This is a genomic window from Candidatus Aminicenantes bacterium, assembly GCA_011049425.1.
In the GTDB taxonomy this organism is placed as follows: Bacteria; Acidobacteriota; Aminicenantia; order UBA2199; family UBA2199; genus UBA876.
In genome coordinates, this window is sequence record DSBM01000141.1 from 97,501 (window position 1) to 121,614 (window position 24,114).

Here is a 24,114-nt window from a genome sequence, read left to right on the forward strand (position 1 = left end):
CGCTTTTCATGCCTTTCGCTTTCTTTCCGGCCTTCGCGGCAACAGTATCAAAAAGAATCCCATGACTGCCATCACCAGGCAAAGCACCTGGCCCATGGTAAGCGACCCCAGCACAAAACCGAGGTGGGCGTCTGGTTCGCGCAGGAACTCAATCAGAAAACGAAAAACAGCGTAACCAACCAGATAAACTCCCAATAGTCGCCCCGGGCGGTTCACGCGACGGCGCAACCACCAGATCAGTAAAAACAACAGAATGCCTTCGAAAAAGGCTTCATACAATTGCGACGGATGGCGCAACGCCGATCCCGGCGCTTCGGGAAAAGACATACCCCAGGGCATTTGCGTTACGCGACCGTAAAGCTCTCCGTTCAGGAAATTGCCCAGGCGGCCGAATGTGTAGCCCAGGGGAACACTGCTGGCCAGCAGGTCACCAAAAGAGAGCAGGCTTTTTCCCCGCTTGCGGCAAAACCAGAATGTAACCAGGGCCACGGCCAGGGCGCCGCCATGAAAAGACATGCCCCGGAAACCGGTGAAATGGATTCCCTGTTCGGTGGAAAAGGGCAGGATAATGGCCAGGGGGTGGGCCAGGAAGTAATTCAGGTCATAAAATAAAACATATCCCAGGCGGCCCCCGATTAAAACCGCCAGAATCGCCCAGAACATGTAGTCGTTTACCTCGGGCATCGATACACCAACCTCTCCCCGCCTTACCCGGTATCGCATCACCAGCCAGGAAACAGCAAACGCCGCCAGATACATCAAACCGTAATAACGGACCTCGAAACTCCCGATGCTGACCAGCACCGGGTCGATTTGATGCGGAATCTGTTGCCACCACTGCCAGAATGCCGTCATTTTTCCACCTCTTTGCCTGAACCGTCATGATTGCGCTTTCGGGATTCTTTCTCGGGTATGACCACGATTACTTTTTCATCCTTTTTCATCAGCCAGAGTTTTTCACGCGCCACGGCTTCAAGCGAGCGTGGATCGCGGCGCAGTTGCTCGATTTCGCTCTGTAGTTCGTTTCGTCGCTTCTCCAGTACAACAATGCGTTTTTCCAGTTCCTCGATACGTTTTTGCGCCTGAACAATCTCTATAATACCGCTGTCACCAAAAAAGAAAGTCAGGATCAAGATAAACAGCAACAGGGTCAGGAGCAACAGGAAGGCCTTGGAACGAATAAAAGCGCCTTTTTCAGCCAAGAATCCCCCGACCCCGCCTTCCATCAGTGCCGAAACGGATCCCGGACATGGATTCAATGTAGCACATGCTATCCGGAGTTACAACCGCCCTATGCTTAAAACGGCAGCAAAGAATCCCATCCGTTGGGCAACGCCTTGGCTATATCATTCAGGATCACGAAAACCATTAAGGCGATCAAAAGGATGAATCCGCCCGTGATCAATCCTTCTTTCAGGCGCATGCTGAAATCCCGGCGCAAAATCGCTTCCAGGGAAAAGATCATTAAATGGCCTCCGTCCAGGGCGGGAATGGGAAACAGATTGATGATTCCCAGTTGCAATGAAATGAAGGCCACCAGCATGAAAAAACTGGACAACCCCGATGACAGCGCGCGGCTGGAAAAACGCGCAATCTCAATGGGGCCGGAAAGGTTTTTGGGGGAAAGGCGGCCGACAATCATTTTGCGGAACGCGTCAAATGTCAGGGTAGTCAGCCGCACCAACTCTTTGGCTGAGCGTGCCGTGGCCGCCAATGGCCCGAAATATCGCTTGACCGATGGCGCAAACGGTTTCATGGCAATGCCGATGCGATATCGTTCCTCATCCCTGGCTTTCTCAGGCGTCACCTTTATCTTTAATTGTTCCTGACCCCGCTGGATATCTAAGTGGAGCGGTGAATCGCCCGCCTGTTGAATGAGTTGCGGCAATTCAAAGTAGTTGACGGACTGGTTATCCACCGCCAGAATGCGGTCTTCGGCACGGATGCCGGCCCGTTGCGCCGGGCTTCCCGGTTCCACGTTTTCAATCAGGGTTCGAAACTCAGGATGCAGACCAGCGTAGCCCAGGGAATACTCCGTAAAAGAAGAAATCCGCATCCGGGTCTCAACGACTTGTTGGTCACGCAGGTACTTTACGGCAACGGTTTGATCCGGGTTGGCGCCAATGGCGTATTCCAGATCCTGCCAGTTTTTGATTTCACGCCCATCCATCGCCAGAATGCGGTCTCCGGCTTTCAGTCCGGCATCTGCAGCCGGGGATGACGATTGCACGTAGTCGATAACCGGCGGGTCCTGGTGGTATCGCTCCACGTTGACTCCAGCCATAAAAATCACCGCCAGAATCACAAACGCAAGCAGGATGTTCATGGCCGGTCCCATTAACAGGATGAAAATCCGTTGACCCCGGTTCTTGGCATAAAATTCATCTGCTTTTAAATCCGCGGGATCGTAACTCTCTTCACCCGCCATTTTGACATACCCGCCCAGGGGAATGGCGCTGAGGCGGAATTCCGTACCCCCCTTGCCCATCCTGCGTCCCAGCAAGCGTTTGCCGAAACCGAACGAAAAGGTTTCCACGCGCACCCCCATGAGGCGGGCGGCGGTGAAATGACCGAACTCGTGGACCAACACGATAATGCCGAACATCAGTAAAAACGCAAACACTTGGTATAGAATGCTCATGAATCAGCTCCGAAATTTTCGCTGCAACCATTCCCGGCATTGTGCGCGCGTCGCATCAATGGCTGCGGTCACGTCCTGTAAGGTACGAATGGGGTGGAAACATGACCGGGAAAGGACCTCTTCAACCATACTGAATATTTCCACAAAGGAAATCCGTCTTTCGATAAACGCTTCCACCGCTTCTTCATTTGCCGCGTTTAGAACCGCACCCGCACTTTTTCCCGTCCTGAGCACGGAACGCGCCAGTGACAATGAGGGGACGTCCATGGAATCTTCCGCAAAGAATTCCAGATTGCCCAGCCGTTCCATGCGCAGGGACTCAACGTCCAGGAAACTTCTTTGCGGATAATTCAAAGCGTAGTGAATGGGGATTCCCATATCGGCAATGCCCAACTGGGCCAGGATCGAGCCGTCATAGAATTCCACCATGGAGTGGACCACGCTTTGAGGATGGATCAACACTCCGATCCGATCCTCCCCGATTTGAAACAGGAAAGCGGCCTCGATCAATTCCAGGGCCTTGTTCATCAACGTAGCTGAATCAATGGTTATCTTGCGCCCCATGGTCCAGGTGGGATGGTTCAAGGCCATCTCAAGCGAGACGTTCACCAACTCCGCGCGGGAGCGACGAAAAAAAGGCCCGCCTGAGGCAGTCAGCAGGATTCGCGATACGGATTCACGCGTTTGTCCTTGAAGACATTGAAATACGGCGGAGTGTTCACTGTCAACGGGAATCAATTCTCCATCATAGCGGTTTAAAGCCTCTTGAACCAGGGCTCCGGCCGCAACCAGGGTTTCCTTGTTGGCCAGGCAAAGGCGAACGCCCTTTTGCAAAGCCGCCAGGTTGGCGGCCAGCGATACAGTGCCGCTGATTGCCGATATCACCACCTCCGGGTCCGCTGCATGAATCAGCTGCTCCAGGCCCGATGCGCCGGAAAAAAATTGCATGTCGGAAAAATGTCTGTGCAGGCGGTCCGCGTCTTCCCGGTTGGCCACGGATACAATACGGGGCTGGAACTTTAAGATCTGCTGCTCCAGAAGTTGGATGTTTTCCCCGGCGGCCAGTCCCGTCACCCTGAAGTGAGAGTTGCTTTCAGCCGAGAGGATCTCCAGGGCCCTGCGGCCAATGGATCCGGTGGATCCCAATAACACAACGTTTTTCACGGCCGGCCCCTATGCCCACACAAAACGCGCCAGCGCGTACAGGGCCGGGGCACAAAAGATATAGCTGTCCACCCGATCCAGTACACCCCCATGACCGGGAAGGATGGATCCGGAGTCCTTGCGTCCCGCCGCGCGTTTAAAAAGTGATTCCACGGGGTCGGACAACTGGGAAAGCAATCCCAGAATGGCCGCGCTCCATATCGCGGTGGACTGGGCAACCGGCAAGGGAAAAATGGCCAGAACGGGAATTGCCGCGGCGGCGGCGAATAAAACGGCGGCGATCAGTCCCTGCAGGGATTTTTTTGGTGATGCCACGGGATAGATGGGAATCCTTTTGCCGTACCGGGCCCAAAGGCTGCCCACGAAATAGGCAAAGGAGTCGCCGACCGCGATAACGGCCAACAGAAAGAAAAGGTAGTTGGGACCGAGTTGTTTTAACCGCAAGAGATAATACAGCGGGATAAAAAGATAAAACACCACCCCGGTATGGATCGCAAAATCGCGAACAAACGAGGCCAACTGCTCTGTGCGGCGGATGCGCACTAAAAAATAGGCTCCGAAAAGAAACACCAGTAGACAAATGGTATCGGCAAGTTCAGGTGTTTTAAACGTAAAGCTGGACGCCACCAGCAGGGCAGCCGTACCCGTGACGGCGAAATGGTGCATGACGGGCCGGCATAAGCGCACCCACTCCAATGCGGCCGCTCCGATCAACAGGAAAAGCACAATGGAAAATGCCAACTCGGAGGAAAAGCGGATCCAGACATAGGCCAACAGAATCAAGACCAGTGCGGTCAGGTTGCGCGCGGCAAATTCCTTCATATGCCTCCAAAACGGCGTTGCCGTGATTGAAATTCCGTTAATGAACGCAATAAGGGGCCCATTAGGAAGTCGGGCCACAATTCGCGCGCAAAAATCAATTCCGCGTACGCTGACTGGTAAACCAGAAAATTGGACAACCGCTGTTCACCTGATGTGCGAATCACGAGGTCCGGATCGGGGTCATTCTGGGTGTAAAGATACTGTCTCAAAGTCTCATCACTGACGCTCTCGGCATTCACTCCCGCTTTTATCATGGAGCGTACAGCTTGGAGTATTTCCTGGCGGCCGCCGTAATTGATGGCCAGGTTGACAGTCATGTCAGTGAAATCACGTGACATTTCTTCTGTTTCTTTTATTTTGCGACCCAACCTGGCCGGCAGGCGTGTCGGTTCTCCGATCATGCGCATGCGGATACGATGCCGCTTCAACAGTTCGGCTTTCTGTTCAAGGTTCTCGTACAACATGTTCATCAGGGCGTTGATCTCGCGTGGGGGGCGCTTCCAGTTTTCACTTGAGAAAGTGTAAAGCGTCAGTATGGGGATGGACATGCGTGCGCATGCCTCTACGATCAGCCGCGCGGTCGCGGCACCCTTGCGGTGGCCCTCCAGCCTGCTCAAACCCCGGCTTTGGGCCCAGCGGCCGTTGCCGTCCATAATAATGGCCACATGTTTGGGCATGCGTTTGGGATCCAGCCCCTGCAGCAACTTTTCCTCTTGTGATCGGGGTTGAACGAGATCCGCCATATCAACCAGCATGGGGCTGATTATAGGGGCAAGCCGGGGGGATGTCAATCTGAGACCCGGCAACCACCCGGTCCGCCGGGGCTGTTGACAATAACTCTCGCCTTCATATAGAATAACCTTCTCTACAGGCGGGATTTGGCCGAGGTTTAAAATGGAAGGTTTTAAACAGTTTGTTTACAGTTACTCTAAAGGCGACATCATCTTTACCGAAGGGGATGAGCAGAACCACTTCTACATCATCAACTCGGGCCGGGTTCAGTTGAAACTCAACCGCAACAACCTGATCCTCATTTCCCTGGGCAAAGGAGACTTTTTCGGTGAAGAAAGCCTGAACGACGGCCAGGAAGCCATGTTTACCGTTGAGGTCATGGAAGATGCTTCCATAATAAGGATCCCCTACTCCGCCCTGGTGGAGATGATGAAGAAAAGCCGGGAGATCTCACTGAAAATCGTGAAAAAACTTTCCGAGAAAAACCTTAAGATTCTGGAATACCTGTTTCAGATGAAAGGACAAGACATCACCAGTGACGAACAACCCGCCTCAGAATCGCTTGAAGAGGACAATCAGGACCTGCTGGATCCGGCCATCCAGGCATACCTGGTGATTCAACGTTCCAACCGGGTGGTGCAACTCACGCATAAGACCACCTTTCTCGGGCGCCGCGACTACACCAGCGGCTTTACACCCGATATCGACCTGACCAAGGAAGATGAGGAAAAATACATCTCCCGCAAACACGCCAAGATCCAGTTCACCAACGATCGGTTCTACATTTCAGAGGAGCCCGGTGCCATTAACGGCACGTTTATCAACGGGGAAAAAATGAAGACCGGGGTTAAGTACGAACTCAACAACGAAGATGAACTTACCCTCTGCCACCTGAGTTGTGTGTTTAAGGCCTGACGGTTCACCGCATTTCATTCTTTCCAACTACCCAACTCTCTTACGCATTTTTCTCGGGCGGTTCACGCCCCTACCCTTGCCCCTCGCCTCTTGCCCCCAAACCCTTGCGGTCTTCTGTGTGATCACTCACAAAAGGCAATAGATCCCCTTTTCAACTTAACCGGCTTTATTCAAAAAGCTTCCAGATCCTCTCTAAAGGTAACCTTGATGTTGCGCACATCTCCCTCAACCAGGGCGATCCGGGCCAGGCTGTAATGATGGACCAGCCCGGCATCATCCGTGACCAGGACTCCGTTGTCTCTGCGGGCCCGCTCGTGCGCCTCACGGATCACATTCAGACGAAAACCTTGAGGTGTCTGGATCCTCTTGTAAATGGAGCGGTTCGGAAAATCCGCCACTTTTCCTTCCGGGTCCAATTGTACCAATGTGTCGCTGACCGCGATTGCGGGCGCTACCGCATCCGCCCTTTTCAGGGCATCCAGGATGCGATCCACAAGAGCGGAGTCGATCCACGGACGCGCCGCATCGTGAATCAGCACGTGGGTCCTTCCCGCCACCACGGCCGCCAAGCCCGCGCGTGATGATCCCTGCCTGGTGTCTTTGCCCGCTACCACTCGAATACGCTCGCGACTAAATCCATCCATCATAACAAGGGTGCGTGAGAGCCGATCTTCCGGTACAACCAGAATCACATCCCGGATGCGGGGATGGGTCAGTAAGCGCTCAACGCTGTGGCGAAGCATCTCTTTCCCGTCTATTTCGCGAAACTGCTTTGGATCGGATCCGCCCAGTCGGACTCCCCTGCCGCCCGCCAGAACGATTGCGGTTGTATTCATGTCGCTGGTTTCGGTCTGCATGTGTTCAACTCCCAATGCGATTATACGCTATGCGCTATCCGGCCTCAACCGCGACCGCATCCGTTGTGGATCCGTTGACACCATCGGGACAATCATGCTAAAATGCCCACTTCGGAGGCATTATGAAGAAAGAAATTCATCCCGAATATATGGAATGTACCGTCACCTGTGCTTGTGGCAATACCTTCAAGACCCGGGCCACGGTCAAAGGGATCGAAGTGGAAATCTGTTCCAGTTGTCATCCCTTCTATACGGGCAAGCAGAAATACGTGGATACAGAAGGCCGTATCGAGAAGTTCAAGAAAAAGTATGGCTACAAGGAGCAATGACACCCTTCTCTCTTGTCTGCACAACCTTTACGAAAAAGCGCAAGCCCTGACGCAGCGCCTGGCGGAAATGGATGTAACCTCCAATTCCGAAAATTTCCGCAACCTCTCACGCGAGTTATCCCGGATCAAACCCGTAAGCGATCTGTACCTGGATCTGCGCCGCTATGATAAAGAGCGTTCCGAAGCCCTTGAAATGGCGAAAATCGAGGATGACCCGGAGATGGCTTTACTGGCACGTAATGAAGTGGACGGACTGGATGAAAAAATCTCGGAACTCACAATCATGGTCCGCCGCTTGCTGGTTCGGGACGCGGCCGCGGATCACCGCAATGTCTATCTGGAGATTCGCGCCGGCACCGGGGGTGATGAGGCCTCCCTCTTTGCCGCGGATCTGTTGCGCATGTACCACCGTGTGGCGGAACGCCGCCACTGGAAGGCCGATGTCATCTCCACCACCTACTCCTCCATCGGCGGCATCAAGGAAGTGATTCTGCACTTGCGTGGTAATGACGTATACGGTCAACTCAAGTTCGAAAGCGGGGTACACCGCGTACAACGGGTTCCGGCAACCGAATCCAGCGGACGCATCCACACATCAACCGCCACCGTGGCCGTGCTGCCTGAAGTGCGCGATGTGGAAGTCACCCTTAATCCCGCGGATGTCCGCATTGACACGTACCGGGCTTCCGGAAGCGGAGGACAACACGTCAACAAAACCGAATCCGCCATCCGCGTCACCCATTTTCCCTCGGGAATCGTGGTCACCTGCCAGGACGAGTCTTCCCAGCACAAAAATCGTGACAAGGCCCTGGCCGTACTCAAATCCCGCCTGTACGAAGAGGAGATGCGCCAACAGGAAGAGGGGATTGCTCTGGATCGTCGCGCACAGGTGGGTTCCGGTGAACGTTCCGAAAAGATCCGCACCTACAATTTTCCCCAGAACCGTGCCACGGATCACCGCATTTCCGGGCGAAACTTCAACCTGGAAAGCGTCCTGGACGGCAACATCAGCGACCTTCTGGCCGCACTGGCCGGCCGCCATGAAGAGCGGGTCCTGCAACAGCGATTCCGCGAACTCTCCGCACCGTGCGCTACGGAGAACTGATTGCCGATGCCCTGTTGAAAGGGAGTCAGGCGGGAATCAAGCCACTCGATGCTGAGCTCCTGCTTTGCGACGCCTTTGCAATTTCCCGCGGCCGCTACTGGACAATCCGCCCGGATGAGATCACGGATAAGCAAGGTCAGAAACGCTTTTCCAGGAATCTGCGGCGGCTTTTACGGGGTGAGCCGCTTTACTATATCCTCAAGAAACGCGAGTTCTTCTCACGCAGTTTCTGCGTGGATCGCCGCGTGCTGGTTCCGCGACCGGAAACGGAAACCCTGGTTGAGCAGGCCCTGGCCCGCATCCGTCCCAAAGACACTATTCTCGATATCGGCGCCGGTTCCGGTTGTGTTTCAATCACCCTGGCATTGGAAGCGGATGTCCGGGTGACCGCCCTGGAGATTGACCGGCGCGCCCGGCGCCTGTTGCAATGTAACCTTGATCGATTCAGGGTTGAAACGCGGGTCCGTGTCTGTGGGGGAAACCTTTTCCCCCGCCACGGCGGACCCTGGCGGATGATTGTGGCCAACCCGCCTTACTTGAGTAGTCAGGAATACCACGCCCTGCCAAAACATATCCGTGGGTTTGAACCGCGGAGGGCCCTGGTTGGCGGTCATGAAGGCACGGAAATCCTGCATCGTATCATACACGGCTCCCATTCCAGAATCCATCCCGGCGGATGGCTGCTGCTGGAAACCGGATACAACCAGGCGCGAGGCATCGCGCAGGAGATGAAGGCACGGGGCTTCCACGACATTCAGATCATCCCGGACCTTGCCGGCATTGAACGCGTGGTGATGGGGCGGCATTGAACGTTCTTTTTCTGACTCCCTATATCACCGATTTCTCGGCTTATGATCTCTGGCTTCGCCCGCTCGGGCTCATGCAACTGGCGGCTGTGGTTAAATCACGTACCAGTTGCCGCGTATTCTGGCTCAATCCCCTGGACCGCTACGCCGGTCTCGAGAATCTTTACGACCCGGATGACGGTCGCGGTCATTTTTACCGCTCCCCTATTGCCAAACCGCAATGTTTTCAGTCCATCCCCCGCTTTTTCGCGCGCTACGGCTGGCCGCTGACTGTTTTTGACGCATACCTGGAAACCCTCCCGCCAATGGACATGATCTGCATGACCACACTCATGACCTATTGGGTGGACGGGGCGAGCTTCACCCTGGACAGGCTGCGCCGGCATTCCCCGGATGCGGTTACGGTCGTGGGGGGCATCCTGCCTACGCTGATGCCGGCTGCAAGCAAGCGCGAAATCAGGGCCGATTATTATATCTCCGGCCCTGGAGAAAACTTGCTGCTCAAGCTTATTCAGCGCATCGGCGGGCGCAAATTATTTAAACCCCGACCATCCCGCATCCGCATTGAAGATTTCCTCTCTGCTGCTGATCCCGCCTATCCCTTGCTGACTTCACGGGGATGTCCCATGCAGTGCAGTTATTGCGCATCCCGCTTGCTGAATCCTGAATTCAGTGAACGCCCGGTATCCGCGGTCATTCGCGAAGTCCGTAGCGCTCGTCGGTCTCGCCGCCATTTCGTTTTTTTTGATGACGCCTTACTGATCAACAAAGAAAGCCGATTTCTGCCACTGGCCCGGGCCGCGGCGGAGATGAATTTGTGTCTGCATACACCCAACGGCCTGCATGTGCGCGAAATCGATTCCGTTAGCGCCCATGCCCTGCGCAATGCAGGCACCCGCACCCTGCGCCTGAGCCTGGAAACCACTTCATGCGACATCCACGTCCGGGATTCCAACAAGGCGGACGCAGATACCATGCGCCGGGCCGTTGATCACCTGCTGGAAGCCGGTTTCTCTGCCGCAGAGATGGAAACCTACGTATTGTGGGGTTTGCCGGGACAATCGCTCGATTCCGTGCACGCCACCCTGGATTTCGTGGAAAACCTGGGCATCATCCCCCGCCTGGCGGATTACTCGCCTGTTCCGGGGACCCCGGATTGCATCCGCCTGCAAGATTCCGGGCGCCTGGGCAGATCCCTGGATCCCCGCCATACCAACAAGCTCTTTCACCTGCTGCAAACCAGCGGCTACTCCGGCAGCGATATCCGGGCGGTGCGCACCCGCTGCAGAGGGATCATTTCCAGAGTTCGCAATTGCCGTTCCTGTTGATTTCGGTTATGAATGAGATATGGTGATCCAGATGCGTTCCAAATCCTTGCACGGTTTGAAAAGAAAACCACCCCAAAAACCAACCGGCCCATTGATTGCGTGTTTTTTTGTGATCCTTTCGTTTTGTACTCCCTGTCCGGGTAAGGCTGAAGGCCGTGTTCAAACACTTTTTCGCATCGGCCCCGAGCATTACGATGTGTCCGTAGAGGTCTTTCCCGACCAGGGTTTCCTGCAGGCCAACGCGGCCATCCGCCTCTTCCTGGAGCAACCCGCGTCACCGACCCTCTCGTTCTTTCTGCACCAGACCTTCCGCATCGACGAGCTGGCCCTGAACGGGCGCAACATGCCTTTCTCCATGACCCCCGCCCCACCGGAGAAACTGTACCCCGCACGCCAGCGCGTGGACATCCAATTAAACAGAGAAACGGGCACAACGTCACGGATCGACCTCTTCGTGCGCTACAGCGGCGTGCTGAAAAAACTTCCGCAGTGGGGTTTAGCGAAGCCGGGCAAATTATCAATGGACGACACCATTGGACCTGAACGGGTGGAGTTGGCCGCCTATTCAGGCTGGCATCCCCAGTGGCCGGGACGCCATTGGTTCAGCCTGAAACTCGAAATTATCGCCCCGGATAACTGGAAAGTCATTGCCTCGGGAGAAAAAACCGGTACCCGTTTGAAAGAAAACAGAATTCACACCACATGGGAGTCCGCGCGGGACCACGACCTGGTGGTTGTGGCCTCTCCGGATTTCAAGGAAATTCAGGTGCCCGCGGGCAGTGATTTCGGTATCATTTCAGTCTTGCACACCCGCTTACCTGCTGATTTTGTGAATCGCGAAGCCCGTGAAATGGCGCGGGCACTGGAATACCATACCCAATGGCTCGGCCCTCCCCTGCACGCGGGAACCAGCCTGCGTCATGTCTACTCTCCCCGTGAAAAGGGTCAGGGCGGCTACTCCAGGCCGGGATTGATCATCTCTTCAGAGGGACGCATCAGCGCCGCCCTCGAGTCCCGCCCGGCGCTTTCCTTTATACGCGGCAATGCCCACGAATTGGCCCACTTCTGGTGGAATTCCGGCCGTGGCCAGGCGGACTGGATCAACGAAGCTTTCGCGGAGTATTTCTCACTGCTGGTCCTGGAAGCCGCCGGAAACGCCATGGACTCTGCCGCCTACTTAAAAAGTTGCGAAGAGCAGGTCCGCAATCTACCGCAGAGTGCCGGTGCACTGTCAAAAGTTCCGGCAGACAATACCGGGCATAACCATGTGATCCGTTACTGCCAGGGAGCGTTGATGCTGCACCATTTTCGCAGCCTGATGGGCGATGAGGCGTTTTTTGCGGCCTGCCGCCGCTTTTACCTTGAATTCAGGGAATCAGGCGCAGAAACGCAGGATTTCCGCGACTTCTGGAGCCAACAGAAAGGCATGGACTCAACCACGGTGAATCGCTGGCTGGATACACCCGGAAGCGGTCTTATGCCTGTTCTGGAAACCGCAGAAAAATAGTGGAAAACCAGTCCCTTTATTGTTTAAATTGTGTTATATTCAGGATGACAGGAGGAAATGAATGGAGCAAATAGTCAAACAAATGGTGCATATGCTGGGGAAAGGGGACAGCCTTTCCAATTTAAGCAAAACCATCGGGGGATCACCGCGGGCGACCCGTTCCGCCCTGGAGCTTGTATTGCCCTCGATGATCCATGCCATGAACCGCAATACCAACAGCCGTGACGGCGCCGGTTCCCTGCTCAATGCCTTGAAACGGGATCATGACGGCAGCATCCTTGAACGCCTTGGAGAAGCCATATCCAGACCGAATGAAAGCGCCGGCATGGGAATCCTGGGGCACCTGTTCGGATCCAAAACCAGGGCGGTGGAATCCGGCGTCGGCCGCGCCACGGGCCTGGACACAGGGCAGATCACCCGCCTTATGGTCACCGTGGCCCCGATTGTACTGGGATTGCTGGGCAAACTCCGCAACCAGAAAAACCTGGACAGCGACGCCCTCAGCAAACTGCTGGGAAGAGAGGATGAGCAGGTGCGGCCGCGGACAAAAAAACGCCTCTCTCCCCTGTTGCAGTTTCTGGATCAGGATGGAGACGGGGATATCAGCGGGGAAGTCATTCAGATCGGCACGGGATTGTTGGGACGACTGTTCAAACGCTAAAAAACAGATACTTATTCCGGGAGGAAGACATGGGATTGTTTGATTTTATCAAAGATGCAGGCAAAGCCATCGGTTTGGTTAACGAACCCGGCGCGGGTGAGCGCCTGGTTAAAGAGATCCGTTCTCTGGATCTGGATGTGGAAGATCTTTCCGTGAATTTTTCCGATGGTTTGGCAAAAATTTCAGGCCGCGTAAAAACCCAGGAAATGCGCGAGAAGGTCATTCTGGCCGCCGGCAATGTGGCCGGGGTTGAAAAAGTCGACGACAACCTGACAGTCGAACAGGAATCCCCACAGGCGCTGTTTCACACAGTCGTGCGCGGCGACACGTTATCAGCCATTGCCAAACAGTTTTACGGCAATCCAATGAAGTACATGGTGATTTTTAAAGCCAACCAACCACTGCTCAAGGATCCGGATAAAATTTATCCGGGCCAGGTCCTGCGGATTCCCGAAGTCAAAGACTGATTGTGCGCCGGGAAAGGACTCGTGTCCTTTCCCGGCTCAACCTTTCACAACCCGCCTTATCATAACGCCGTTTTCCCTCTTTTTTTCACTGTTTCTTTGAGTCCCGCACGGCATATCGCTTTCCTTCCCGAAAGCATTGACACGCGCACACATCCCCCGTATAATGTGCATATGCTCAAAATAAAGGCTCTCCATGGGTCGTAGAAAAAAACACCGCGCCTGCAGGCTGCTGCAACGGGACCACATTATCGGTCCCACTTCAGCCAAAGAAGTGTGCGGCGTTGCGCTCATGGAAGCCGATGAATTCGAGGCGTTGCGGCTGTGCGACCTCGACAACTGCAACCAGACCGCGGCGGCGGCTATTATGAATGTCTCCCGGGCCACGCTTCAGCGTTTGCTGCGAACCGGGCGCCGTAAAATGGTGGCCGCCTTGCTGAATCATTACACCATTCGCATCAAAGGAGAAACCCACATGAACATCTGTATTCCCACTGTTGACAACAAGGGCCTGAAATCAACGGTAAGCCCCCATTTCGGTATGGCACCCTATTTTACCCTGGTGAACAGTGAAACCATGGAAACCAGGGGGATTGTGAACGAACGCATCGATCACAACCAGGGCGCATGCAAACCCCTGGCCGGACTGGAGAATCATTCCGTAGACGTACTCATTGTATCCGGAATGGGACATCGCGCCATCGCGCGTTTGGCCGAATCCGGGACGCAAGCCTTCCTTTTTACCGGCAATACCGTGGCGGAAGCGCTCAAAGCCTGGCGGGCGGATGAACTTCAGTCTTTAACCCCGGATGCGGCCTGCAGCGGACACGGACGTTGATTTAAACTAATCCCGTTGCCCGGTTTTGCGGATTACATGATAACCGAACCTGGTTTGCACCACGGGGCTGATGCCGCTGTTTGCAAGTTTTTGTACGGCACGCTCAAATTCGACGACCATTTTTCCCGGCCCGAACCATCCCAAATCTCCACCTTTGGATTTGCTGGGGCAGGTGGAATATCGCCGCGCCATGTCGGCAAAAGGGGCGCCGGCTTGGATTTCGCGACGAATCCTTTCCGCCAGGTTGCGGTCTTTCACCAGAATGTGACTGGCTCTCCACTCCATGGTCGACTCCTACGGTGAAACCGGCGCTTCCCCATTTTCAGCGTGTTGCCGGATCCAGGACTCGAGCAGGGGCTTTTCCGGATCCCGGGGAAACAGCTCCAAGGCGCGACGGGCCCATGCGGCGGCTTCTCTGTGATTCCCATCCCGGTGAGAGGTGGCGGCCAGGTTTTTAATGGCGACAACAAACCGGGGATTCAACTCCACGGCCCTGCGAAAAGCCGCGGTTTCCTTTTCGCGCATGGCTGGATCACCGGTTTGATTGTACCGGAAACGATAGGCCATGCCCAGGAGATTGTAGGTCACCGCATTTTCGGGCTCTTTCTCAACAGCTTGTTGGTAAGCGCTTGCCGCCTGTGCGTATCTTTCGGCCTTGAAGTGTTCAACCCCCTGCTGAATCCAATCCTGAGCTGATTTTTGAGACTTTGTGCAACTCCATGAAGTGAAAAGGATGGCCGCCATTGCCCAGCAAAAACAACTTAAGCGCCACAGCTTGTCAAAAGCTTTTAACTTCTTCATATCGTTCCTCCACTCAAAAAATCACCCCCGTTGCACCCTGGCGCGCTTTTCGCCAAAACATTTTCGCTCTCCGGGGACCGGGACTCCATCCTGTACGGCGTTTAACTGATCCCTGCGTTCATTTTTTGATATCGTCTTTCCATGCGGATCGCAGCAAAGCGTTAAACAGGAGTTTGTAGGTTCCATGACTCTGCGCACGGCTCTGGGGACGGAATCCAAACAGGACAATCCTGCCTTTGCCGTACTCTAAATCCACGAGGGCGGCTTTGCGGGCAAGGTGAGATTCTCCCAGCAGCCACCCGCTCTCCAGAATTTCCCTTTCGGGATACCGGGCCACCACTCTCCGCTGCCAGGGTTGACGGGGAATCCAGGTCGAAAAGGCCGGACTGTCTGAAAACATCACTGCCGCTTTTTTTTGCATTCCCAGACCCAGGGGATGCTCGATATCCACTTCGACTCCAAGAATGGACATGGGACAGAAAAACTTGTCGCGCTTCAGCCCTTTTAAAATATTGCGGACCGGGGGTTCAAACTCCTTTAGAACCAACTCTGAAGAGCGGTTCAGGCAAACCAAGTGACCTCCCTGGCGCACGAATTTTTTTAAAGCCTCTATGCCCTGTTTTTTGATTCCGCCCTGGTATTCGGGCGGGAGAGGAGAATAATACCGTTTCCAGGGCGAATCAGGGGCCGGCTCGCCTTTCACAATCAAATCTTTGCTTTCCGACGGCAATACAATGACATCGAAATCAGTATTCAACCCGTTCTTTCCCTTCGGGCTTGAGATCTGCTGGTTGTGCAGGGTCTGGAAACGAATGCCGGCATCGTCCAGCATGAAGCGGGTCCAACCTTCGTCCATGCTGGCATTCCAGGACTGGTACACGCCGATACGAGGAAAAACCAATTGCACCATTCCGGCGCGAAGCTCACCATCGCCAAAGCCGCAAGAAAAGCCCAGTGCCTGCTGCAACTTATCGATTTCCCGACGACTTTTTGGATTCAGGCGCACCAGGAAATCACCGCATTCAGCCGATTCCGGGCCCTCATTGCCTCCCGGTTCGGTTTTTCGCCATACCGTCACTCCGCCGTCCAGTAAAGCAAAAACCGCTTGATGAGCTGCATTTTCGCCGCCTTTCAACACAGCCCACACCTTCTCTTCCGGAATATCAACCCGGGGATCCGACACATCGGAAATCATCTTCATCTCGGCTGCAAATGGACCTTCCACCGGAATGCACTCCACTCCCATCTGCAGAGGCAAAGTCCACCCCGCATTGTCGTATGGGGGAATGGGCGGACCGCCCGGATACTGGCGCATGTCTGGATAACGCTGGCGCTCCAGCAGAGCCTGGGCATAAGGTTGATAAGGCTGATTCATGTTGATCACCCAGGTTCCCGCCGGCACCATTCGTTGCCCCGATTGCGAATCCGCAGTGATTTGATGAACTTCGACGCCTCCGAGCTGCAGGATGCGGAGCATGCGCCGTGCGGCTGGAGCATCGTGCTGAATATTCGGAATCAGGAACGCGGTGACTCCATTTTCTCTTTGGCCGTCGACCGCGTCTTTGCACATGCGGTAGAAATTCATTAAAAACGATTGCCGATACAAAGCGGCGGCTTCGATCAAACCGAATGACAACGTGAGCTCGTAATCCACGATATCCCGCAAACGCCACCACCCACCCCTCCATGGATGGGGGAACTGCATGCTCTTTTGATAATAACTGTCACTGATCTCACCCGGCTCAACGTAAACCGGGGTCGCGATCTTCACGGAAGCCATTTCACTCAGGATGCCGATCGCATTGTGAAGCCAGGACGTATCATCGCAAGCACCGATCCACCATCCGGTAAAGCTGCGACCGTGTACCACTCCGGCCCGGTTCTCTTCTTCCAGGCGATATGCCATATGGCTGCCGCAAAGGGCGATCCCCCGCCATACCAGCGGATGGACCGGTCCGGTGGGGGGGTCTTTAAAGGGAGGTATGAACAGGCGCGCCCCCGAAGAGCCCATCTGGTGTTCATCGATATGGATCTGGGGAATCCAGTCGTGGAAAAGAACCTGCATTAGCGCCCGTGTTTCCGGCAGGTTGCCCATGAACCAGTCTCGGTTATTGTCATGTCCCGCATAGTGATGATATAGCCAGGGCATGCGTCCGCCGTCGTAAAGGGTTCCCCGATACTTTCTGTACCAGTCCGTTACCATCTGAACACCGTCTGGGTTGATGGTGGGAACCAGCAACACGATTACTTTGTCCAATACGTCCTGACCGGGAAAAGGGGTTTTTCCCGTTGTCAGCCTCCAGGCGAGTTCCATGCTCATCTGTGACGCCCCGATCTCGGTGGCGTGCAGGCTGCAGGTGATCAGCAGGATGGTACGACCGGTTTGAGCCAGTTTCGACGCATCCTCCCTGGTTAAGTCCCGGGCATCCCGCAGTTTCCGGACAATTTCACGATAGTGGTCCATGTTTTTCAGGTTGGCCGGCGATGAAACAACGGCCATGACCAGTGGACGCCCCTGAACGGTTTTTCCGATTTGGAGCAATTGCAGGCGTTCCGACTCTTTGTCCAGAATGCGAAAGTACTCCAGAATCTGAGCGTAATCCGCAAGTTTTCCGTCCTGTCCGACCTCATGACCCAAAAAATCGTTTGGTGAAGTTTGGGCATTCAAAGTCGGCACAAACGCTAACAGGCATAACGAAAACAACAGGCAAGCCGGAAGGTGTTTCATCTGCATGAGTTCTCCCAGCGGGAACCAGCTGTGAAAAGTCCCGCAATTCCAAATTGTAAGGGAAAAAGACGAGGCTTGGCAATAGCGATTCATGGCGTGCCTTCAACCAGGTGAGAACAAACAGTTGGAATGGAACGTATTTTCCAGGTGGGAAACCACAGATCACAATGTCTTTCCAGGAGGTGCCGATATGATTGTTACCACCACTCCCTCCATTGAGGGCAAAAAAATCCGCGCTTACCTTGGCCTGGTTACAGGAGAGGCCATTATGGGAGCCAATCTGTTCAAAGACCTGTTCGCGGGAATCCGCGACCTGGTGGGAGGCCGTTCAGCCGCTTACGAACGGGAACTGGGCCGGGCACGCCAGGTGGCGTTAAAAGAACTCGAGGAGCGCGCCGCCGCCCTGGGAGCGGACTCGATAGTGGGTGTGGATATCGACTACGAAGTGTTGGGCCAGAACAACGGCATGCTGATGGTGTCGGTCAGCGGAACCGCGGTCAAAACCGCATAAGACTTTTTGGTTCTCTTCCATTTTGTGTGGGTTTTGTGGGTCTGGAGTTTATTATTCTTCGAAAAAAGAGAAAGACTGCAGTAGAGTACCCTCTCCACAACCCCTCGCCAATCATTAATGCGGGCTTACCCACACTAAATGGAAGAGAACCACTTTTTTAAACCGCGTTGCCGCTATCAAGGGCCGAGGCCGCCATGTAAATTGATCCGGCCGCCGCCGCGACCACTACGGTCACGGCAACCATCGCTGACAACCATCCCGAAATAAAGTTTGGCGGCAAAAGTTCCGCCATGATTCGCAATACTCCGGGAATCAAGATGGCTCCGCACCACAGAATTCTTTTTTTTTCACAAGGCTTCATTTCCCCTCCTCTCTGCATCGGGATTAAGCCCGAGGCTTCCCCTCCTCAATATGCCGGACGCCGGGCGTTTTGTCAATTCACAAAGGTTCCTGCCGTGTGTGGTGGACGCTGGGTTTCAAATCGGCTACAATCCATTTGAGTCGCAAATGGGTCCCGATAACCAACAACATATCCAATTGCCAAGCCGGCTGGTTCTGGAAGACTACAGCGAAATCCAGAATCAATTGCGCAAACTGAACCCCGGGCGGCCGGTGTCGCTGGATTTCTCCCGGGTTGAACAGATGGATTCCACCGGTGCGGCCATAATCAGTCACTTGACGCGTACGCGGCCCGACATTCGCATGCATGGACTCTCCCCCCGTCTGAAACGCATGCTGGATGTGTTTACCGGCAGCGATGCTCCCGCTCCCGACTCCGGAGAACCGGCAACCGACCTTCCCCAGCCAAACTGGTACGATTCAGCAAAGCAATTCCTGGTACTCATGGCCGATGAATTTGCTCATATCTGGCATTACCTTTGGCGGCGACGCGGAGTGTACCCCGGTGAGATCCGCCAGCAACTCTACCATATGGGGTATGGCTCCTATTGGATTGTCAGCATCATCACTTTCCTGGTGGGCGTCACCATCGCCCTGACCACGGCCAAGCAACTCAATGATTTCGGGGCGAACATATTTCTGGCGGACGTGGTGGGATTCGGCATGATTCGTGAACTGGTTCCGCTTATGACCGGCATCATTCTGGCCGGAAAAGTAGGCGCGTCCATCACCGCCGAGATCGCCTCCATGAAAGTGCTGGAGGAAGTGGACGCCCTGCACACCATGGGCCTGAACCCTGAGAAATTCCTCATGGTTCCGCGGCTCGTCGCCATCGGCCTGGCGGTTCCCCTCCTTGTCGCCGTGGCGAATATCGTGGGAATTTTCGGCGGCATGCTGGTGGGAAAATTCTATTCCGGAATCTCTTTCAAAGCCTTCTACGACGAGATGCTGACCATTGTGGAACTGGAAGACCTGCTGATCGGTCTGGGCAAAACCATGGTTTTCGGCTGGGTCATCGTGATCAGCAGTGGGTTTAAAGGATTCTCCGTATCCCGCGGCGCGCTGGGGGTGGGAATCGCAACCACGGAATCGGTCGTGTTGTCCATTTCCCTGATTATCGTGCTGGACAGCATATTCGCACTTTTGCTGTATTGAAATGAGACAGGAAACCATTGTTCAAACCCGCGACCTGACGATTGGCTACCACGGAACCGCGGTGGTTTCACACATCGACCTAACGGTAAAACGCGGCCGCATCGTTGTCGTGCTGGGAAAAAGCGGTTGCGGCAAATCCACGTTGCTGAAAACCATGATCGGCCTGCTGCCCCCCATAGCCGGTTCAGTTGAATTCGACGGGCGCCCGGTCGATTTCAGCTCAGAACAGTCCCTGCAGCGGCTTTTTGGCCGCATCGGTGTATTATATCAGAGCGGTGCCCTGCTGAATTCCCTCAACCTGTACGAAAACATTGCATTGCCCATCACCATGCATCATCCCGCCATCAGCCACGAGATCCGCAAAGAGATGGTAACCAATCGCTTGCACCAGGTGGGTTTGGCCCCGGAGTTGGCGCGTTATCCCGCCGAACTCAGTGGGGGGATGCGAAAGCGGGCCGCCCTGGCGCGCGCCATGATCCTGGATCCGGAAATCATTTTTTGTGATGAACCGTCAGCCGGCCTTGATCCCATTACCGCCGCCGGCCTGGATGAATTGATGCTCAACCTGAAAGAGTTGCTGGGAATCACTTTCGTGGTCGTCACCCACGAACTGCGATCGATTGAACGCATCGCTGATGATGTGTTGGTGATGCAGCAAAGCAGAATCCGCTTCAACGGGTCTTTTCAAGAGTTGAAAAATACATCTGATCCATTTGTACGGGCGTTCTTTCTCTGGGGCAATGCGAATAACAAGGGAATCTCACCATGATCACAAAGGAACAAAAAAACCGCTTGCACATATTTCTGGTTGTTTCCTCGCTGCTTTTGATTGCGGCCCTGGGCGCATTTATCATTCCCCTGGTTCAACACCGTGGAGATCTGTATTCGATAAACTTTACCGGAATTTCCGTAGGCGGACTGGAAAAAAGTTCCACGGTAAAATATCAGGGCGTACGTGTCGGCAACACGGAAGAGATCAACGTCAACCCGGATGACCTCAAATCCATCCTGGTTACCGTGCGCATTCAGCGCCAATTCAAAATCAAGTCCGACATGAGAGCCAAACTCATGTTTATCGGCATTACCGGGCTGAAGTACATTGAACTCTATGGAGGCAGCAACGAAGCCCCCTGTATCGCCCCCGGGGGCAGCATTCCCACTGAACCGGGCATGGGGGAAAAAGCCGAAGACATCGTGCAAAACATTGATGAGGCGGTGAAACGCATCAACGTATTACTCAGTCCCCGCAATCAGCAGAATATCGAGGAATTTGTCGAGCATCTCAACAAAACCGCCACGGTATTGAGCGAAGTGTTTAACATTCGCCGCGTCAACCTCGAGGAATTGCTGATTCAACTGGACAGCGCTTCCGCAAATCTCGATCGTTCCACAAAGGAATTAAACCTTTTCATGGCCAACCTCAACCGCGCCCTGCCCGCGGATCGCCTGGATCGAATCGGCCGGGATTTGGAAAAATCACTTAACAGTCTTTCCCAACGCTTCTCGGCAAATGAATTCGGCCGCTTAATCCGCAATACCGATACCGGAGTTCAACGCATCAGCAACGCCATTGTGGAGTTGAAACACGAAATCGGCATGGCTGTTGAAATGATCCACGATGCCTTTGCCGACCTCAGATCGTTTACGCGCCGGTTGGACGAAGATCCCAATATCCTGATCCGCAAAAGCAAACGCCGGAGGTCCAAACCATGAAGCGCATCATTCCCGCTGTAATTGCCGTCGTCATGCTGTGGCTGGGATGTACCACCGCTACTGAAAAACGTTATTATCAACTGCACATCTCTCCACCGCCGCAGCCAATCAGCGTCACTCCTTTTCCGGGAACCATCTTGGTAAGCGATGCAATGGTTGATCAGATTTACGAAGGCTATCGACTGATATACCGGCTTTCGCCTTACCAGTTGGATTTCTATAACTACGAGTATTGGATAAAGAAGCCCTCTCAAATGATCCGTGAGGCCCTGATCAATTATCTCAACCAGCGCAATGTATTCGCCCGGGTGATCCAATCCGCCGCCGAAGCCGAACCGGATTGGGTCTTGCACAGCCGCTTAAACGCCATTGAAGAATGCGATCAGAGAGATGTCTGGTTCGCCCGCCTCTCCATGTCCATCCGCATTACCACCCATGACGGTAAGCGTGTCCTGGCAGAACACCGCTTTGATCGCATGGATCGCCTCGCCCGCCGTGATTCGCGCCTGCTTCCCAGAGTCTTGTCGCGTATTCTTCAAACCGAGATGGATAAGGTGGTTGAAAAACTGCGCCGGTTATCACCTGTCGCCGATTAACACTCATACCACTTCTTTGCTTGCGCACGCAACTGCTTCGTAAAGAACCGATGCCCGGAAATTCTTGACAGCGTCGTCTATAGCGTTTAGGGTCTAACCATGCCCGAAAAAGGACCGACCCCGGCGCTTTGCGTTCGCGTCAACCGCATTGACAAGTTTAATCCCGTGCCGCCACAGGAACTGGTAAACATCTACCGCCACGCCGGCTGGCTGGAAAACCATGATGGCCGGAGCGGCGATTGGGTTCCCGGCCTTATCGCCGGCAGCCTGTGCTGCTTTGGTGCTTTTCACGAAAAGCGCCTGGTCGGTTTCGGACGCGCCATTTCAGACTCCATATCCGACGCCTACATTCAGGATGTGGTGGTGTACGATTCCTTTCGCGGACTCGGCTTGGGCAGGCGGATTGTGAATGCCATTCTGGAAGACCTTTGCAGCCGCAATATCGGCTGGATCGGGCTGATCTCAGCGCCGGGTACGGCGGAATTTTACCGCGGACTGGGATTCAGCAGCCTGAGTGGGCATGTCCCCATGCGTTTTACCGGGAAATAACCCCATGCTGGTGGACGTTGCGAGTTTCTCCGCCTTTCATGTTTCAGATAGCTTTCAATTCCATTCACTCCTGGACAAGTTTCCCACCGACAGCTCTCATTATAACTTCGCCGCGCTTTTTTGCTGGCAGGATACATACAACTCTTGCTGGCAAATCAATGACAACCATCTACTGCTCCTGAACGGCAAAACCCAAACCCTGTTGATGCCGTTGGGCCCTGAGTTGTCTGCAAACGATCTCTTACGTCTCTCTCAGAGCCTCCGATCCCAGGCATTAACGGGAACCATCGCAATGGTCCCCCCGACATATATCGAACAACACGCAGATCTGGAAAAGCATTTTTGCATCCGCCCTGACCGGGACAATGCGGACTACATCTATTCCGCGCACAAACTGGCTGAACTCAGGGGTCGCAAATTGTCCCGCAAACGCAACCAGATTCATCAGTTTCTTTCCAACCATCCCCACTATGTCTGCCGTGAACTTCAACCGGAGGAATGGCCCCGCTGCCGCCAACTCGCTGCTGAATGGAGCCACAAAAGACACGATGTCGCTTTGCACGAGTCTCCTGAATACAATGCTTTGCAAAGAGCCTTTCAAAATTGCCGTGAACTCGGTATCCGCGGCTTCGGTTTGTTTGTTGCTCAAAAACTGGTCGCTTTCTCGATCTGGTCGCGCCAGAACCGCGACACGGCCACCGTGCATTTTGAAAAGTTTGACCCTGCAGTGAAAGGCGCGGCACAAATGATCAACCGCGAAACCGCGCGGCACCTGATATCATGGGCTCGATGGATCAATCGTGAACAAGATCTGGGTATTGCCGGTTTGCGCCGGGCCAAGTTGTCGTACCTCCCGGACCGGTTGTTGCTGGGGTTCACGGCATATCCCCGTAATCCAGCGTCTCAATGAAAGGATCCCGCGCAGTTGCTTGACAACCTGTGCGGATCATCCCATAATGCCTTTCGGTATCGGAACCGACCCGAGGAGAACCGATACCAACCTGGGACCCATTCAAAAAAAAGGAGACAATCATGGCGTTCAACACGGACAGAAAAGACGACAAGGACAGTTTCAACCCGTTTTCATCCCGTTCACAAAATTCCGAATCCATGATCGGCGAATCTCTAACGGTTGAAGGTGAAATCCACTCGGAAGAAGCGCTTGTGATCAGAGGCAAAGTCAAGGGCAACATTCACAGCAAACAGCCGTTGGTTGTGGAAGAGTCCGGTCAAGTCACGGGTGACCTCAACGGCAAGGTTATCACCATCCGCGGAACCGTTAAAGGCAAAGTGATATCTGCGCAAAAACTGCTTATCAGCGCATCCGGCTCATTTTGTGGAGACATCTCGGTTGAGAAACTGATCATCGAAGAGGGCGCCCGATTTAAAGGTCACGTCACCATGGACACACCCGCCCCGGCACAATCTCATAAACCCCCTTCCGAAAAAACTCCCGACAAGGGCACGGACAGCTCAAAGCCCGGCCATTGACC

27 protein-coding genes and 1 pseudogene are annotated in these 24,114 nt (G+C 54.3%); 17 read left to right on the plus strand and 11 right to left on the minus strand.

Features of this window, described 5'->3' with window-relative positions; translation table 11 throughout:
• Nucleotides 1-6: 6 nt before the first annotated feature.
• From ENN40_10015 to uppS, 6 genes are read right to left on the minus strand one after another with little or no spacing between them, the layout of a single operon-like run.
• Nucleotides 7-855: a prolipoprotein diacylglyceryl transferase gene (locus ENN40_10015; GenBank protein ID HDP95677.1), complete on the minus strand. Its 849-nt coding sequence runs from the start codon at nt 853-855 to the stop codon at nt 7-9.
• Nucleotides 852-1,259: a septum formation initiator family protein gene (locus tag ENN40_10020; protein ID HDP95678.1), complete on the minus strand. Its 408-nt coding sequence runs from the start codon at nt 1,257-1,259 to the stop codon at nt 852-854. The genes ENN40_10015 and ENN40_10020 overlap by 4 nt, the downstream gene beginning before the upstream one ends.
• A gap of 38 nt (nt 1,260-1,297) precedes the next feature.
• Entirely contained in the window at nt 1,298-2,641 is a 1,344-nt protein-coding gene (gene rseP, locus ENN40_10025; GenBank protein ID HDP95679.1) for an RIP metalloprotease RseP, read from the minus strand.
• A gap of 3 nt (nt 2,642-2,644) precedes the next feature.
• Entirely contained in the window at nt 2,645-3,805 is a 1,161-nt protein-coding gene (locus ENN40_10030) for a 1-deoxy-D-xylulose-5-phosphate reductoisomerase (GenBank protein HDP95680.1), read from the minus strand.
• Nucleotides 3,806-3,814: 9 nt separating this feature from the next.
• Entirely contained in the window at nt 3,815-4,627 is an 813-nt protein-coding gene (locus ENN40_10035; protein HDP95681.1) for a hypothetical protein, read from the minus strand.
• Nucleotides 4,624-5,370: a di-trans,poly-cis-decaprenylcistransferase gene (uppS, locus tag ENN40_10040; protein ID HDP95682.1), complete on the minus strand. Its 747-nt coding sequence runs from the start codon at nt 5,368-5,370 to the stop codon at nt 4,624-4,626. Before uppS ends, ENN40_10035 begins: the two co-directional genes overlap by 4 nt.
• A gap of 151 nt (nt 5,371-5,521) precedes the next feature.
• Here uppS and ENN40_10045 point away from each other — a divergent pair, with 151 nt between their 5' ends.
• Complete coding sequence (locus tag ENN40_10045; protein ID HDP95683.1) at nt 5,522-6,274, plus strand: cyclic nucleotide-binding domain-containing protein; 753 nt, start codon at nt 5,522-5,524, stop codon at nt 6,272-6,274.
• A gap of 170 nt (nt 6,275-6,444) precedes the next feature.
• Here the strand turns inward: ENN40_10045 and ispD are convergent, their stop codons facing one another.
• Nucleotides 6,445-7,131, minus strand: coding sequence for a 2-C-methyl-D-erythritol 4-phosphate cytidylyltransferase (gene ispD / locus ENN40_10050; GenBank protein ID HDP95684.1), 687 nt, complete (start codon nt 7,129-7,131; stop codon nt 6,445-6,447).
• Nucleotides 7,132-7,253: 122 nt separating this feature from the next.
• On the opposite strand from ispD, the gene ENN40_10055 reads away from it, so the two are divergent.
• The 8 genes and pseudogenes from ENN40_10055 (at nt 7,254) to ENN40_10090 (ending at nt 13,794) form a co-directional block, all read left to right on the plus strand.
• A complete protein-coding gene (locus tag ENN40_10055) occupies nt 7,254-7,460 on the plus strand; it encodes a 50S ribosomal protein L31 (protein HDP95685.1) in 207 nt (68 codons plus the stop codon).
• On the plus strand, nt 7,441-8,565 hold the full coding sequence (gene prfA / locus ENN40_10060) for a peptide chain release factor 1 (GenBank protein ID HDP95686.1): 1,125 nt from the start codon (nt 7,441-7,443) through the stop codon (nt 8,563-8,565). The genes ENN40_10055 and prfA overlap by 20 nt, the downstream gene beginning before the upstream one ends.
• A complete protein-coding gene (gene prmC, locus ENN40_10065; GenBank protein ID HDP95687.1) occupies nt 8,526-9,374 on the plus strand; it encodes a peptide chain release factor N(5)-glutamine methyltransferase in 849 nt (282 codons plus the stop codon). The genes prfA and prmC overlap by 40 nt, the downstream gene beginning before the upstream one ends.
• A complete protein-coding gene (locus ENN40_10070; protein HDP95688.1) occupies nt 9,371-10,699 on the plus strand; it encodes a radical SAM protein in 1,329 nt (442 codons plus the stop codon). The genes prmC and ENN40_10070 overlap by 4 nt, the downstream gene beginning before the upstream one ends.
• 31 nt (nt 10,700-10,730) lie before the next feature.
• Nucleotides 10,731-12,206: a hypothetical protein gene (locus tag ENN40_10075; protein HDP95689.1), complete on the plus strand. Its 1,476-nt coding sequence runs from the start codon at nt 10,731-10,733 to the stop codon at nt 12,204-12,206.
• A gap of 61 nt (nt 12,207-12,267) precedes the next feature.
• On the plus strand, nt 12,268-12,867 hold the full coding sequence (locus ENN40_10080; protein HDP95690.1) for a DUF937 domain-containing protein: 600 nt from the start codon (nt 12,268-12,270) through the stop codon (nt 12,865-12,867).
• Nucleotides 12,868-12,896: 29 nt separating this feature from the next.
• Complete coding sequence (gene lysM / locus ENN40_10085; GenBank protein HDP95691.1) at nt 12,897-13,334, plus strand: peptidoglycan-binding protein LysM; 438 nt, start codon at nt 12,897-12,899, stop codon at nt 13,332-13,334.
• A 193-nt stretch (nt 13,335-13,527) separates the two neighbouring features.
• Nucleotides 13,528-13,794 (plus strand): annotated as a pseudogene (locus ENN40_10090) (DUF134 domain-containing protein).
• A 381-nt stretch (nt 13,795-14,175) separates the two neighbouring features.
• Here ENN40_10090 and ENN40_10095 read toward each other — a convergent pair.
• The 3 genes from ENN40_10095 to ENN40_10105 form a co-directional block, all read right to left on the minus strand.
• On the minus strand, nt 14,176-14,454 hold the full coding sequence (locus ENN40_10095) for a peptidylprolyl isomerase (GenBank protein ID HDP95692.1): 279 nt from the start codon (nt 14,452-14,454) through the stop codon (nt 14,176-14,178).
• Nucleotides 14,455-14,463: 9 nt separating this feature from the next.
• Entirely contained in the window at nt 14,464-14,970 is a 507-nt protein-coding gene (locus ENN40_10100) for a tetratricopeptide repeat protein (GenBank protein ID HDP95693.1), read from the minus strand.
• A gap of 118 nt (nt 14,971-15,088) precedes the next feature.
• The gene (locus ENN40_10105) at nt 15,089-17,791 is read right to left on the minus strand and encodes a hypothetical protein (GenBank protein HDP95694.1); all 2,703 of its coding nucleotides are present in this window, start codon (nt 17,789-17,791) and stop codon (nt 15,089-15,091) included.
• Between the two features lie 97 nt (nt 17,792-17,888).
• On the opposite strand from ENN40_10105, the gene ENN40_10110 reads away from it, so the two are divergent.
• Nucleotides 17,889-18,209: a heavy metal-binding domain-containing protein gene (locus ENN40_10110; protein HDP95695.1), complete on the plus strand. Its 321-nt coding sequence runs from the start codon at nt 17,889-17,891 to the stop codon at nt 18,207-18,209.
• Nucleotides 18,210-18,366: 157 nt separating this feature from the next.
• On the opposite strand, the gene ENN40_10115 is transcribed toward ENN40_10110, so the two are convergent.
• Nucleotides 18,367-18,570: a hypothetical protein gene (locus ENN40_10115; GenBank protein HDP95696.1), complete on the minus strand. Its 204-nt coding sequence runs from the start codon at nt 18,568-18,570 to the stop codon at nt 18,367-18,369.
• Between the two features lie 50 nt (nt 18,571-18,620).
• Between ENN40_10115 and ENN40_10120 the strand changes: the two genes are divergently transcribed.
• From ENN40_10120 to ENN40_10150, 7 genes are all read left to right on the plus strand, one after another.
• Nucleotides 18,621-19,763: an STAS domain-containing protein gene (locus tag ENN40_10120; GenBank protein ID HDP95697.1), complete on the plus strand. Its 1,143-nt coding sequence runs from the start codon at nt 18,621-18,623 to the stop codon at nt 19,761-19,763.
• Between the two features lies 1 nt (nt 19,764).
• Nucleotides 19,765-20,532, plus strand: a complete 768-nt coding sequence (locus ENN40_10125) for an ATP-binding cassette domain-containing protein (GenBank protein HDP95698.1) — start codon at nt 19,765-19,767, stop codon at nt 20,530-20,532.
• Complete coding sequence (locus ENN40_10130) at nt 20,529-21,476, plus strand: MCE family protein (protein HDP95699.1); 948 nt, start codon at nt 20,529-20,531, stop codon at nt 21,474-21,476. The genes ENN40_10125 and ENN40_10130 overlap by 4 nt, the downstream gene beginning before the upstream one ends.
• Nucleotides 21,473-22,072 (plus strand): hypothetical protein, encoded by a 600-nt coding sequence (locus ENN40_10135; GenBank protein ID HDP95700.1) that lies wholly within the window; start codon nt 21,473-21,475, stop codon nt 22,070-22,072. The genes ENN40_10130 and ENN40_10135 overlap by 4 nt, the downstream gene beginning before the upstream one ends.
• 99 nt (nt 22,073-22,171) lie before the next feature.
• Nucleotides 22,172-22,621: an N-acetyltransferase gene (locus tag ENN40_10140; GenBank protein ID HDP95701.1), complete on the plus strand. Its 450-nt coding sequence runs from the start codon at nt 22,172-22,174 to the stop codon at nt 22,619-22,621.
• A complete protein-coding gene (locus ENN40_10145; GenBank protein HDP95702.1) occupies nt 22,593-23,531 on the plus strand; it encodes a DUF2156 domain-containing protein in 939 nt (312 codons plus the stop codon). Before ENN40_10140 ends, ENN40_10145 begins: the two co-directional genes overlap by 29 nt.
• A gap of 122 nt (nt 23,532-23,653) precedes the next feature.
• Entirely contained in the window at nt 23,654-24,112 is a 459-nt protein-coding gene (locus ENN40_10150; GenBank protein HDP95703.1) for a polymer-forming cytoskeletal protein, read from the plus strand.
• Nucleotides 24,113-24,114 lie beyond the last annotated feature (2 nt).